This is a genomic window from Bradyrhizobium sp. USDA 4474, assembly GCF_054057515.1.
In genome coordinates, this window is the sequence record NZ_JBSRZJ010000002.1 from 990,730 (window position 1) to 1,002,413 (window position 11,684).

14 protein-coding genes are annotated in these 11,684 nt (G+C 64.6%); 4 read left to right on the top strand and 10 right to left on the bottom strand.

Annotation, left to right across the window (positions count from 1 at the left end):
• The first annotated feature begins 130 nt into the window (after positions 1-130).
• Positions 131-304, top strand: coding sequence for a hypothetical protein (locus ACVW16_RS06520; RefSeq protein WP_456704503.1), 174 nt, complete (start codon positions 131-133; stop codon positions 302-304).
• 113 nt (positions 305-417) lie between these two features.
• Positions 418-1,092, top strand: a complete 675-nt coding sequence (locus tag ACVW16_RS06525; RefSeq protein WP_456704504.1) for a methyltransferase family protein — start codon at positions 418-420, stop codon at positions 1,090-1,092.
• Between the two features lies 1 nt (position 1,093).
• Here ACVW16_RS06525 and ACVW16_RS06530 read toward each other — a convergent pair whose 3' ends face one another.
• The 9 genes from ACVW16_RS06530 to flgB all read right to left on the bottom strand — a co-directional run bounded on the left by ACVW16_RS06530 (position 1,094) and on the right by flgB (position 9,273).
• The gene (locus ACVW16_RS06530; RefSeq protein ID WP_456704505.1) at positions 1,094-1,801 is read right to left on the bottom strand and encodes a glutathione S-transferase; all 708 of its coding nucleotides are present in this window, start codon (positions 1,799-1,801) and stop codon (positions 1,094-1,096) included.
• A gap of 137 nt (positions 1,802-1,938) precedes the next feature.
• Positions 1,939-2,925 carry a Tim44 domain-containing protein gene (locus tag ACVW16_RS06535; protein WP_456735664.1) on the bottom strand — a complete coding sequence of 329 codons (987 nt, stop codon included), beginning with the start codon at positions 2,923-2,925 and terminating at the stop codon, positions 1,939-1,941.
• A gap of 193 nt (positions 2,926-3,118) precedes the next feature.
• Entirely contained in the window at positions 3,119-5,701 is a 2,583-nt protein-coding gene (cckA, locus tag ACVW16_RS06540; RefSeq protein WP_456735665.1) for a cell cycle histidine kinase CckA, read from the bottom strand.
• A gap of 154 nt (positions 5,702-5,855) precedes the next feature.
• Positions 5,856-6,935 (bottom strand): flagellar biosynthesis protein FlhB, encoded by a 1,080-nt coding sequence (gene flhB / locus ACVW16_RS06545; RefSeq protein WP_456735666.1) that lies wholly within the window; start codon positions 6,933-6,935, stop codon positions 5,856-5,858.
• 9 nt (positions 6,936-6,944) lie between these two features.
• The gene (fliR, locus tag ACVW16_RS06550; RefSeq protein WP_456735667.1) at positions 6,945-7,715 is read right to left on the bottom strand and encodes a flagellar biosynthetic protein FliR; all 771 of its coding nucleotides are present in this window, start codon (positions 7,713-7,715) and stop codon (positions 6,945-6,947) included.
• Positions 7,716-7,732: 17 nt separating this feature from the next.
• The gene (gene fliQ, locus ACVW16_RS06555; protein WP_027534765.1) at positions 7,733-7,996 is read right to left on the bottom strand and encodes a flagellar biosynthesis protein FliQ; all 264 of its coding nucleotides are present in this window, start codon (positions 7,994-7,996) and stop codon (positions 7,733-7,735) included.
• 103 nt (positions 7,997-8,099) lie between these two features.
• A complete protein-coding gene (gene fliE / locus ACVW16_RS06560) occupies positions 8,100-8,408 on the bottom strand; it encodes a flagellar hook-basal body complex protein FliE (RefSeq protein ID WP_456704510.1) in 309 nt (102 codons plus the stop codon).
• Positions 8,409-8,424: 16 nt separating this feature from the next.
• The gene (flgC, locus tag ACVW16_RS06565) at positions 8,425-8,850 is read right to left on the bottom strand and encodes a flagellar basal body rod protein FlgC (RefSeq protein ID WP_456704511.1); all 426 of its coding nucleotides are present in this window, start codon (positions 8,848-8,850) and stop codon (positions 8,425-8,427) included.
• An 18-nt stretch (positions 8,851-8,868) separates the two neighbouring features.
• Complete coding sequence (gene flgB, locus ACVW16_RS06570) at positions 8,869-9,273, bottom strand: flagellar basal body rod protein FlgB (protein WP_456704512.1); 405 nt, start codon at positions 9,271-9,273, stop codon at positions 8,869-8,871.
• A gap of 356 nt (positions 9,274-9,629) precedes the next feature.
• On the opposite strand from flgB, the gene ACVW16_RS06575 reads away from it, so the two are divergent.
• Together ACVW16_RS06575 and fliP are read left to right on the top strand one after the other, a co-directional pair.
• The gene (locus tag ACVW16_RS06575; protein ID WP_456735668.1) at positions 9,630-10,619 is read left to right on the top strand and encodes a flagellar biosynthetic protein FliO; all 990 of its coding nucleotides are present in this window, start codon (positions 9,630-9,632) and stop codon (positions 10,617-10,619) included.
• On the top strand, positions 10,616-11,377 hold the full coding sequence (fliP, locus tag ACVW16_RS06580) for a flagellar type III secretion system pore protein FliP (RefSeq protein WP_456704514.1): 762 nt from the start codon (positions 10,616-10,618) through the stop codon (positions 11,375-11,377). The genes ACVW16_RS06575 and fliP overlap by 4 nt, the downstream gene beginning before the upstream one ends.
• A 13-nt stretch (positions 11,378-11,390) precedes the next feature.
• Here fliP and ACVW16_RS06585 read toward each other — a convergent pair whose 3' ends face one another.
• The gene (locus ACVW16_RS06585) at positions 11,391-11,627 is read right to left on the bottom strand and encodes a hypothetical protein (RefSeq protein WP_456704515.1); all 237 of its coding nucleotides are present in this window, start codon (positions 11,625-11,627) and stop codon (positions 11,391-11,393) included.
• Positions 11,628-11,684 lie beyond the last annotated feature (57 nt).

Sequence of the window (11,684 nt, forward strand, 5' to 3'; positions counted from 1 at the left end):
ACCGCCCGAAGGCCGACCCGCGCTTGATGTAACGGCCGCACCAGATCCCTCGCATTTTATCGATTGGCTTGACGGAAGTTTTGTCTCCTCCGGCGCAGGGTCAGTTGTTTCAATCTATGAGGATCCGTGGATGAGCGTTTCAAGCGTTGCACCGCCCCCTGTCACGATCGTGGTGGCGAGCTACGACACCACCAAGCAGCCGGACGACCAGACCAAGGCGAAGGACAACGACCCGACCAACCAGCCCACGCAATCTGCGCCGCTGCCGCCCGGCCAGGGCACGCGGATCGATCAGCTCGCCTGACCGCGCCTGCCTGCGATGAACAGCCCGGTCCTGACGGCCGGGCTTTTCGCGCGTCCGGCCGCATCTTTGCCGGATAGCACAGCCAGACTCATGCGAGCCTGCCGGGACCGCGCATGATCGCACGCCTGTTGTTGCAAAACACGATCTTCACCGCCGCGATGGGTGCGCTGTTGTTGGCATCCGCCGGCACGCTGCATTGGCCGTCCGCCTGGGTGTTCCTTGTGACCTCCGCAACGATCGGCCCGCTCTGCGGGTGGTGGCTCTACCGGTTCGATCCGGCGCTCCTCGCAGAGCGTCTCCGTCCAGTGATCCAGCGCGATCAACCGGCCGCCGACAAGGTCTTCATCATCGCCTTCATGGCGGGTATGCTGGCGTGGCTCATCGCCATCGGTCTCGACCGACGCGCTGCTGCTTCCAACGTACCGCTCGCCTTGCAGGCTCTCGGCTTTTTGCTGTACCTCGCCTGCACGTTGTTCACGATGTGGGTTTTTCGCGAAAACTCGTTCGCCGCGCCGGTGGTGAAGCTGCAGGCCGAGCGCGACCAACACGTGATCTCGAGCGGGCCCTATGCCCATGTCCGCCATCCCATGTACAGCGGCATGATCCTGTTCTTCACCGGAGTGCCGCTGCTGTTGGGCTCATGGTGGGGGCTAGCCTTGGCGCCTGTTTTTCTGGTCCTGCTTGCAGTCCGCATCCGGATCGAGGAGCGCACGTTGCGCGCGGGACTGCCGGGCTATTCGGACTACGCGGCGCGGGTGCGCTATCGGCTGCTGCCGGGCGTGTGGTGATTTAGGCGTCCAGTTCGCGATAGCGTCGGAATATGCCCTGCTCGTTGAAGGGAATGCGGCGCTTGCTGGCGAGGTAGGCCTTGATGTTCGGCCGCGCGGCAACGCGGTCGTGCAGGCCGACGAGACCGGGGATGTTTTTCTCGAACGCCTTCATGCGCTTGGGAAACGCGTAGCGCAGCCCGTCGACGATCTGGAACAGCGAGAGGTCGACATAGGTCAAACGACGACCAGCGACATACCCGGCGCCATTGCCGTCGAGAAGCTGCTCGAAATACCCCAGATATTTCGGCACGCGCTCGTCCCAGAATTCGGCCGTGCGCTTCTTCGCCGGCGCCTTCTGGTCCTCGTAGTACAGCGACGGCCCGAGCGGATGATGAGTGTCGTGAATCTCGAGCACGAGGTCAGTGATGGTGAGCTGAAGCTGGTGCACCCAGATTCTTCCCGCTTCCGTCTTCGGCGCGAGCCCATGCCGCGCGCCGAGATAGAGCAGGATGTTGGCGGTCTGGCCGATGACGAGCTTGCCCGCTTTCAGAAATGGCGGCGCAAAGGGCGGCGTACCCTTTTGGGTATCCATCATCTTCATCATCGCGCCGGAGCCGAGCGGGCCCCGCGCGACGTCGACGTAAGCCGCACCCGCCTCCTCCAGCGCCAGGCGCACATATTCGCCGCGGCCCTGGATTTCGGGCCAGTAGTAGAGCTCGTATTTCATGGGACAGTCCTTTGAGAGGCGCGCGGGACAAGCCTATCACGTGACGCAAGTTCCGTCGTCGTAGGCAGACAACAAGCAGCCAAACAAAAAAGGGCGCCGTGCCGAAGCACGACGCCCGCGTTTTCCGCTGTGCGCGATCAGTTGGTCTGCTGTATGGCCGACAATTCCCAGGGACTGCCGGCGCGGCGCGCGAACGTCCAGACTTCGGTGACCTCGCCCGGCTGCTCGCTGCCCGCGACGATGGCGCCGGTGTTGCGATCGACCGTCTTGTCGGTGAGCGCGAAGCGCATCGCCACGGTGGCATAGTCGGTTTGGCCTTCGCGCCAGGCTTCCGCGAGGTCGCCCTGCAACAGCTTGACGTTGGTCACCTTGTTGACGGCGTTGCGCGCGCGGTTCTCTGCGAGATCCCTTTCGAAATAGGAGACCATTTCCGGCGTCGCCAGCGTGTGCAGCTTGGCCACGTCCTCATTCGACCAGGCCGACTGAATCTCGCCGAGCAGGCGTTCGAACGCCTGGTAGTCATCAGGCTTGATCTCGAGCGGCGCGTTGTTGGCGCCGAAGCCGAAGCCGCCACCAAGGCCGCTGCGATAGTTCGTCTGCGGTCCGGGACCGGCAGCAGCATCCGCGCCGGCATAGGCCGCCTGCGGCGCGTTGCGGCGCTGCCACCAGGACATCGCCAGACGAACCACGAACACCACGAGTGCAATCTGGATGATCAGACCCAGAATCGAGGACAGGCCGCCGAGGCCGCCGAACAGGCCACCACCGAACAGCATGCCGAGAAGGCCTGCACCGAGGAAGCCGGCGGCGAGACCTCCGAGGAAGCCGCCGCCCCGGCCGAACAGGCCGCCGCGCGCAGGCGCGGCCGAGTTCATCCCGACGCCGGGCTGGCTGTAAGTGCGATTGAATTGCGAGGCGGAGCCCGGCGCCGTCGTGGTCGACGGCGGGGCCGAGAAAGTGCGCGAGCCGCGCGAACCCGACGAGAACCCGCCACCGACGCGGGCGTCGGCGGACGAGATCGCAAGCGTCGTTGGCAGCGCGAGCGCCAAAACGATGGCAATCGTCTTCACGAGACTGCGGGACCATTGCGAGAAATTCATGTGCGTTTCCCAAATCCCCGGCATGGGGACGTGATCCTAAGATGGGCAGCCTTCTGCAAAAGTGAAGCCGGTTCCGGAACCCCCTCCTGCGGCCCTCGGTCGCGGGGACGTGGCAAAACCCCATGTTTGCCGAGGGCCTGGTCAAATACTGGCGAAGCTGCGGTCGCGCGTTACCGGCGATCTTTCAGCGAGAAAGGGCCGGCGCGCCGTCCCGCCTTCATCCCTGCTTCGTCATCGTCTCCTTCACCGCCGCCACGAGCTGGCTCAGGGTGAACGGCTTGGGCAGGAAGTCGAACTGCTGGCCCTCGGGCAGGCTCTTCTCGAAGGCATCCTCGGCGTAGCCGGAGACGAAGATGAATCTGATGTCGGGGTTCCTCTCCCGCATTGCCTTGAGCAGCGTCGGGCCATCCATTTCAGGCATCACGACGTCGGAGACAACGAGATCAATCCCGCCGCTCTGCTCTTCGAGCACCTCCATCGCCTCGACGCCGTTCTCGGCCTCGACCACGGTGTAACCGCGCGAGCGCAGGCCGCGAGCGTTCAGCGCGCGAAGACCCTCTTCATCCTCGACCAAGAGGATCGTGCCCTGCCCCGTGAGGTCGGTGCGGGGCTTCGCATCCACCGTCGCAGGCGCGGCCTCTTTCGGGGCGCCATGCGTCGCGCTCGGCACCGCGGGAAGCTCGACCTGCACGTCAGGCTCGACGTGGTGGCGCGGCAGGAAGATGTAGAACGAGGTGCCCTGCCCCGGCTCGGAATCGACGTAGATGAAGCCGCCGGTCTGCTTGACGATGCCGTAGACGGTGGAGAGGCCCAGTCCGGTGCCCTTGCCGACTTCCTTCGTGGAGAAGAACGGCTCAAAGATCTTGTCCCTGATATCGGCGGGGATGCCGGTGCCGGTGTCGGCGACCTCGATTCGCACATAATCCGCCGCCGGCATGCCCTTGTAGGCGAGCTTGCCGGCCTCGTCGGTGGCGACATTGGCGGTGCGGATGATCAGCTTGCCGCCGTCCGGCATGGCATCGCGCGCATTCACCGCCAGGTTGACGATGACCTGCTCGAACTGGGAGACGTCGACCTTGACCGGCCAGAGATCACGGCCGTGGATCAGGTCGAGCTTGACCTTCTCGCCGATCAGCCGGCGCAGCAGCATGGTGAGATCAGACAGCGCGTCGCCGAGATCGAGCACCTGCGGCCGCAGCGTCTGGCGCCGGGAGAACGCGAGCAACTGCCGCACCAGCGTCGCAGCACGCGTCGCGTTCTGCTTGATCTGCATGATGTCCTGGAACGACGGGTCGGTCGGCTTGTGCGCGTTCAGCAGGAAGTCGTTCGCCATCATGATGGCGGAAAGCACGTTGTTGAAGTCGTGAGCGATGCCGCCGGCGAGCTGGCCGACCGTCTCCATCTTCTGCGACTGGTTGATCTGGTTCTCCAGCGCGCGCCGCTCGGTGGTCTCGAGCATGTGCACGATCGCGGCTTCCGCGTCGTTCTCGGCCGCATCGACAGGCGTGACGAAGAACTGGCCCCAGCGCTCCTTGCTTCCTTCCAGCGCCACCTCGACCGGGGCGATGTCGGCCTTGCCCTCGGCGGCCTGGTTGATGGCGGCGATCACCAGATGGCGGTCGCGCGCATTGATGGCGCGGAAGATCGACTTGCTGGCGCTGTCCAACCCGAGACCCTGCGCGAGCTTGGCGTAGCGCGCATTCGCCCGCACGACGTTACCAGCGCGATCGACCGTGGCGATCGCCATCGGCGTATGGTCGAAGAAGCGCATGAACCGCACTTCGGCGGCGCGATCCGGGTCGCTCCGCTCATCGCGGGCCCGGCTGATGACGAGCGTGCGCGACGGTCCAGGCGCGCCGTCGGCGCCGAAGGCGAGCTTGTGATAGAGCCGCACCGGCATGGTCTTGCCGGTGCGCATGCGCAGATCGATGTCGAAGACTTCGGTCTTCACCTCGCCCGGCACCGCCACGATGGCACTCAGCAGCGAAGCGCCGTCGCCCGACACGATGTCGGCGAGCCTCAAGCCGCCCGAGCCGATCTCGGCGAGATCGTAGTCGAGCCAGTTCGCCAGCGTCGCGTTGACGTAAGCGAGCTCGCCGGCAGGATTGACCGAGAAGAAGCCGCACGGCGCATGATCGAGATATTCGATCGCGTGTTGGAGCTCCTGGAACACATCCTCCTGGCGCTCGCGGTCGCGAGTGATGTCTGCAATCGACCATACCGCATATTTGGCCTCGCGCTTTCCGGTGCCGAGCGGACGCACCCGCATGCGCAGCCAGCGGCCCTGGCTGCCGTCCTGGCCGGAAATGCGAACCTCTTCCTGCTGGCGCTTGCCTTCGCGCGCCGCCTTGAGCAGGCGGAACACCGCTTCGGAGACGTCGGGATTACCGATGAAGACGCGCTCGACCGGCCGGACGTCCTGAGGACCGGCCGCGCCCGTCAGCGTCAGGTAGGCCGCATTGGAATAGACCACATGGCCGCGCGGATCGGTCACCGCGAGGCCGTCGAAGGCGTAATCGGAGATGCGGCCGATGATGGGATCATCGAGATTGCGGTCGGCGAAGCGGATGATCCCGGCGGCAAAGGCAAACAAATTGAACAGGCCGATCATCGCCAGCACGGCGAGGATGCCGAGGATGTAGGGCTGCGCCTGCGCGCGCCCCAGCGTCATCAGCCCGACGGCGACCGCAACGAGGCCGGTGGCCACCAGAAGCACCAGCGCAATGCTGCCCGAGCGCGGCGACGGCTCATGCGCCGCAACGGGCTCGCGTGACAGGTCGTGGTCGGTCTCGGCGGTCATTTCACGCTAGTGCAGCCTATCGTCAGAGAATCAACGTGCCACGGGGCACGTGGGGTCCTCCCTGCCTGAATCGGACCCGCGGACGCAAGGGCGGCAGGAGCGAAACGTACCCTGATTCCCAGTTTACAGCCATTTCCGGTACTTTTCGGGGGTTTTATTGCCGCGCCGCGCTGAAACCGCGCTTCATCCGCATGACGTAGCCGATGACTTCGGCGACCGCATGGTAATGCTCCATTGGAATCTCCTGGTCGATCTCGACGGTGGCGTAAAGCGCGCGGGCCAGTGGCACGTTCTCGACGATCGGGATATCGTGCTCGCGCGCGATCTCCCGGATCTTGAAAGCCAGGTTGTCGACGCCCTTGGCGACGCAGATCGGCGCCGACATGCCGCGCTCGTAGGCCAGCGCCACCGAATAGTGGGTCGGGTTGGTGATGATCACCGAGGCCTTGGGAACCGCCGCCATCATGCGCTTCTTGGAGCGCTGCTGCCGCAATTGCCGAAGCTTGCCCTTGATGTGCGGGTCACCTTCCGACTGCTTGAACTCTTCCTTGATCTCCTGAAGCGACATCTTCTGTCGCTGGAACCAGCTGCGATACTGGAAGAAATAGTCGCCGATCGCGATGATCGCGAGGGCGGCGACCACGGCGCCGAGCAGATGGACGGTCATGCCGGTGGTGGCGCCCAGCATGGCCATCGGATCCAGCTTGACCATCGCCTCCGTGCGGTGCCGCTCTGGCCACAGGATCGTGGTCATGACGGTGCCGAGCACGACGATCTTGCCGATGCCCTTGAGAAAATTGACCCCGGCCTGCTTGCCGAAGATGCGCTTGAAGCCGGCCGCCGGCGAGAGTTTGCTGAGTTTGGGGGTGAGGGATTCGGCCGACCACACCAAGCGGTGCTGGAGCATGTTGCCGGCAATGGCCGCGATCACCAGCATCAACAGCGGCACGCCGACCGCAGCCAACACCGCGACCTCGATCTGCTGCATCAGCGCAAGCAGGTTTCCCGGATCAGTTTTGATCATCCAGGAATTGGCCAGCAGATTGCGCATCGGCGTCAGCAGCCCGCTACCGACCGAGCCGGAGAAGGTCGAGACCACGAGCGTGCCGCCCGCGATCATGAACCAGGTGTTGATCTCCTGGCTTTTCGCAACGTCGCCGCGTTCGAGCGCCTGGTCGAGACGCTTTTGCGTCGGGTCTTCTGTTTGACTTTCCGGATCGTTGTCTTCTGCCATCGATCCCTCTTATTTCAACGGGAGCATCTGGTGCATGACACCGATGAAGTAGTCGAGATAGGTGCCCATCATCGCCGTGAGCACCACCGCCAGCACCATGAAGCCCGCGAAGATCGATAGCGGCACGCCGACGAAATAAACCTGCATCTGCGGCATCAGCCGCGCCAGAACGCCGAGACCAATATTGAAGACGAGGCCGAACACCAGAAACGGCCCGGAAAGCTGCAGGCCGAGCAGGAACGCTGCGGAAAAGGCCCGCGTGGCGAGCGCGGCGACGTCACCACTCGAGACGGTCTCGCCCGGCGCGAAGATGGCGTAGCTGTCGTTCAGCGCCGCGATCACCAGATGATGGCTGTCGGTGGCGAACAACAACGTCACGCCCAGCATGGTCAGGAAATTGCCGACCAGAACGCCTTGCTGTCCCTGAGTCGGATCGACCGAGGTGACGAAGCCGAGCCCCATCTGCTGCGCGATCACGGCGCCGGCGACCTGCAGCGCCGACAGTGTCACGCGTGCGGTCGCGCCAAGCACGATGCCGATCACGATCTCATGCAACATCAGCACCAGCATCGGCGCGAGCGAGCCCATGTCGACCTGATAGGCATTGCGATGCAGCGGCAGGATGATCAGCGTGAGTAGAAGCGCGATCGACAGCTTCACCCGCGTCGGGATGTTGGTCTCGCCGAGCCCCGGCAGCAGCATCACCATCGCACCGACCCGGGCGAAGGCGAGCATGAAGGCCGCGGCAAGCGCCGGCAACAGCGAGACGTCGATGCGCATGACCGGCGCATTGTGCCTCAGCCGCCGATGATTCGCGACGAGATCCGCAGCATGTGGGAATGAAGTGCGTCAGCCATGAACGGCAGCGCCAGCAGCATTGTGGCAAAAATGGCCAAGATCTTCGGCACGTAGACCAGCGTCTGTTCCTGGATCTGCGTCAGCGCCTGGAACAGCGACACGATCACGCCGACCACGAGCCCGACCACCATCAGCGGTGAGGATACGATCACGATCGTCCAGATCGCGTCGCGGGCGACGTCGAGGGTCTCAGGTCCGGTCATTTCAAATTTCCGCTGCTGGTTGTCTTGACGGCTTGAAAGAAGCGAATGGTGAGTAGCGAATGGCGAATGGGGGCCGCTCGCCATTCGCCACTCGCCCCCGAGATCAAATCGGCATCTTCATGATGTCTTCATACGCCGCGATCACACGGTCGCGGACCGAGACCAGCGTGGACACCGCGACATCGGTATCGGCAACCGCCGTCACCACGTCCATCACGTTGGCCTTGCCGTTGGCCATCGCCACCGTCTGCGCGTCCGATCTGCGGCCCGATTCCATGACGCTGCCGACGGCGTCTTTCAGCAGCGCAGCAAAGGATTGCCCGTTCGGTTCGCTGCCCTTGCCGGCGGCGGTGTTTTCCAGCACGCGCGCAAGGTTGGCATAGGCATTGGCCGCGATTGTCGGTGTTGCCATGGCTTTGAGGTCCTGTTCAGCTCTTGAGGATGTCGAGCGTGCGCTGGATCATCCGGCGCGTCGCACTGATGATGTTGACATTGGCCTCGTAGGACCGCTGCGCATCGCGCATGTCGGTCATCTCGACCACCGAATTCACGTTCGGGTATTTGACGTTGCCGGTGGCATCGGCCGCCGGATTGCTCGGCTCATACTTGACGCGGAAGGCGGACTGGTCGGGCCTGATCTTGCCGAGCGTGACGACCTGCGCGTCGAGCGTGCGGTCGAGCGCCGACGAGAACGTCGGTACCTTCCGCCGATAGGGATCGCCGCCTGAGGTCGCCGAGGTCGAGTCCGCGTTCGCGATGTTCTCGGAGATCACCCGCATCCGCCCGGCCTGCGCCCGCAACCCGGAGGTTGCGATCGCCATGGAACGGGCAAAGTCGCTGCTGTCATTCGCCATGATACGGCTCCTCTAGCTCTAGCCCTTGCCGATCGCGGTCTTCAGGAGATGCAGGCTCTTCGAATAGAGCGAGGTCACCGCCGCGTAATCCATCTGGTTGTTGGCGGACTTCATCATCTCCTCTTCGAGATTGACGGCATTGCCCGCAGGGCGGGTCTCGAAACCCGCATTCTTGTTCTGGTCGAAGCTGGAGACCGCACCGGACGGCGTCATATGGGAGGCGCTGGTGACCGTCATCGCCAGGGTCCCCATCGAACCCGTGGCGGCGCCGGTCTTGTCGAATTTCGGCTCGACCAGGTCGCGCGGCCGGAAATTGGGGGTGTCGGAGTTGGAGACGTTCTCGGACAGGACGCGCTGGCGTTCCTGGTGCCATTGCATCTTGGTGCGAAGCGCCGACAGCACCGGAAGATCGTTGATGGACATCGTTGCGGCTCCTTCCGCCCCTTGCAGACCCGTGCTCCGGGGCTAGGCAGAATTTGCCGCGTGTATGGTTAACAGGTGGTTAAGGCATGGCCGGATCCGTGTCTCGGGCCGGGACATAGATCGCGTTCCCCCGTGATTCGGCCCATTCCAAAAACCGTATTAACCCAGCCGTTTGGCCGCCCCTCCGTAGAGGCCAAGAAGTCATTTTGGATCGAGCGATTCATAGGCTATTAAGAGTTGGGGACGGCAAAACCTGCCGTGGGACATTAAGAGATCGCAGTTTTGGGGCATCGCAAGCTGGTGGCCGGCACCGCCGACCATAGGCACGCGAGAAGCGCCATTTACCGGGGACAGGTATGAACGGTAGCCCTATCACCTTCATCGTCGCGTTCATCGTCGTGCTGGCGTTGATCGGCGTCGTCTTTTGGCTGCTCCGCCGATTCGCCTCGACCCGGCTCGGCGCCAACACCCAGCGCGGCAGGATGCCCCGGCTCGCCGTGATCGACGCCGCCGCGCTCGATGGCCGCCGGCGCCTGGTCCTGGTCCGCCGTGACAATGTCGAGCATCTCCTGATGATCGGTGGCCCGACCGACATCGTCGTTGAGCCGAACATCGTCCGTGCCGCAGCCGGCCGCGATCAGATTCCGCCGCGTTCCAGCGCCGCCGAGCCGCCGCGCCTCGCCCCGATCCCGGATGCCGGCGGTTGGGCCGACGAAGTGCCGCGGCCCGAAGTGCTCGACCATCCCGAGCCGCAAATGCCCGAGCCGCCGCCGCGGCCGGCACGCCCCTCGTTCGCCGACGAGCTCCGCCGCCCGGCCGCCCTGGCCGAGCGCCGCAGTGAGCCGCAGCTCGGCGGCTTCTCACCTGAACCGATGCCGCCGCGGACCGAGCGTGAGACCCGTCCCGAACCGATGCCGCCGCGCATTGCGCGCAGCGAGGCGCCGTTGATGCCGCGTCCCCCGCGCCAGAATGAGCCGGCGAAGATATCACCGGTGCGCGCCGAGCGCGCCCCGGCGCCGCCGCCTCCGCCCATCCCGCAGGCCCCGCCAGGACCACAAGTTGCTCCGCCCGTTCCGCCTCCGGCCGCTGCTACGGCCGCGCCGTCCAGCGCCGAACAGAATCTCGCCGAGATGGCCCAGCGCCTCGAGGCGGCGCTCCGTCGTCCAGGCGGCGAGACCATCGCGCCGCCGGTCGCGCCGGACCCGCCCGTCCCCCCACCTCGCGCAGCACGCGTCGAGCCGTCGTCCCCTCCGCCGCCGGCGAGACAAGCTGCGGAGAAGACCAGCTTTGAAAATCTCGAAGACGAGATGGCCTCGCTGCTCGGCCGTCCGAAGCCATCTTCGTGAGGCTGCCGTCCTTCCCGCGTAGAGTGTTCTTTGTTTCTGTCCTGATCGCCGCGGCCTTGCTCGCAAGCCATGCGCATGCGCAGGACATCAGCATCAATCTCGGCGGCGGCGGTGCTGGCGGCGGCGGCGTCACCGAGCGCGCGATCCAGCTGATCGCCCTGCTCACGGTGCTGTCGATCGCGCCGTCGATCCTGATCATGATGACCTCGTTCACGCGCATCGTGGTCGTGCTGTCGCTGCTGCGCACCGCAATGGGCACTGCGACTGCGCCGCCCAACTCGGTGATCCTGGCCCTGGCGATGTTCCTCACCTTCTTCGTGATGGGACCGGTGCTGCAAAAATCCTACGACGACGGCATCCGTCCGCTCGTCGCCAACCAGATCAGCGTCGAAGATGCGCTCCAGCGCGCCTCCGTTCCCTTGCGCGGCTTCATGCAGAAGAACGTGCGCGAGAAGGATCTGAAGCTGTTTCTGGACCTCTCCGGCGAGCCGCCGCCGGCTACACCCGACGAACTCGCGCTGCGGATCCTCGTTCCCGCCTTCATGATCTCCGAGCTGAAACGCGCCTTCGAGATCGGCTTCCTGTTGTTCCTGCCCTTCCTGATCATCGACCTCGTCGTTGCCTCGGTGCTGATGTCGATGGGCATGATGATGCTGCCGCCCGCGACGATCTCGCTGCCGTTCAAGCTGATCTTCTTCGTGCTGGTCGATGGCTGGTCGCTGGTGGCGGGGAGTTTGGTGCAGAGTTACGGGGGGTAGTTGGGCCTCCGCCCTACCCCTCGACCTCATACTGCTTGCTGAGGTGATCACCGATCTGCACCAGCATGGCGACGCTCTCGGGGAAACCGGGCTTGTCCCGTGTCGCCTGGTCGGCGTCAGCGCGGAACTCCCAGCTGTCCCCGTCGCGGACGATCGAGATCGTCAAGCCCTCGGGTCCGTCGGCATGGGCCTTCAACTCGGCCCGCGCCATGGCGATGAGTTCGGCTTCGGTCTTGGCAGGCTTGGTCATGTCAACGCTCTCCCGGCATGAAGGCACAGAGTGCCGCCTCGTCGGGCAACTGTCGAG

Excerpts from the sequence above, each read along its gene's own strand:
- ACVW16_RS06520 (WP_456704503.1), top strand. The coding sequence starts at position 131 with ATGAGCGTTTCAAGCGTTGCACCGCCCCCTGTCACGATCGTGGTGGCG.
- ACVW16_RS06575 (WP_456735668.1), top strand. The coding sequence starts at position 9,630 with ATGAACGGTAGCCCTATCACCTTCATCGTCGCGTTCATCGTCGTGCTG.
- ACVW16_RS06530 (WP_456704505.1), bottom strand. The coding sequence starts at position 1,801 with ATGAAATACGAGCTCTACTACTGGCCCGAAATCCAGGGCCGCGGCGAA.
- ACVW16_RS06525 (WP_456704504.1), top strand. The coding sequence starts at position 418 with ATGATCGCACGCCTGTTGTTGCAAAACACGATCTTCACCGCCGCGATG.
- fliR (WP_456735667.1), bottom strand. The coding sequence starts at position 7,715 with ATGCGCATCGACGTCTCGCTGTTGCCGGCGCTTGCCGCGGCCTTCATG.
- ACVW16_RS06535 (WP_456735664.1), bottom strand. The coding sequence starts at position 2,925 with ATGCCGGGGATTTGGGAAACGCACATGAATTTCTCGCAATGGTCCCGC.
- ACVW16_RS06585 (WP_456704515.1), bottom strand. The coding sequence starts at position 11,627 with ATGACCAAGCCTGCCAAGACCGAAGCCGAACTCATCGCCATGGCGCGG.
- cckA (WP_456735665.1), bottom strand. The coding sequence starts at position 5,701 with ATGACCGCCGAGACCGACCACGACCTGTCACGCGAGCCCGTTGCGGCG.
- flgC (WP_456704511.1), bottom strand. The coding sequence starts at position 8,850 with ATGGCGAATGACAGCAGCGACTTTGCCCGTTCCATGGCGATCGCAACC.
- fliQ (WP_027534765.1), bottom strand. The coding sequence starts at position 7,996 with ATGACCGGACCTGAGACCCTCGACGTCGCCCGCGACGCGATCTGGACG.
- flgB (WP_456704512.1), bottom strand. The coding sequence starts at position 9,273 with ATGTCCATCAACGATCTTCCGGTGCTGTCGGCGCTTCGCACCAAGATG.
- flhB (WP_456735666.1), bottom strand. The coding sequence starts at position 6,935 with ATGGCAGAAGACAACGATCCGGAAAGTCAAACAGAAGACCCGACGCAA.
- fliE (WP_456704510.1), bottom strand. The coding sequence starts at position 8,408 with ATGGCAACACCGACAATCGCGGCCAATGCCTATGCCAACCTTGCGCGC.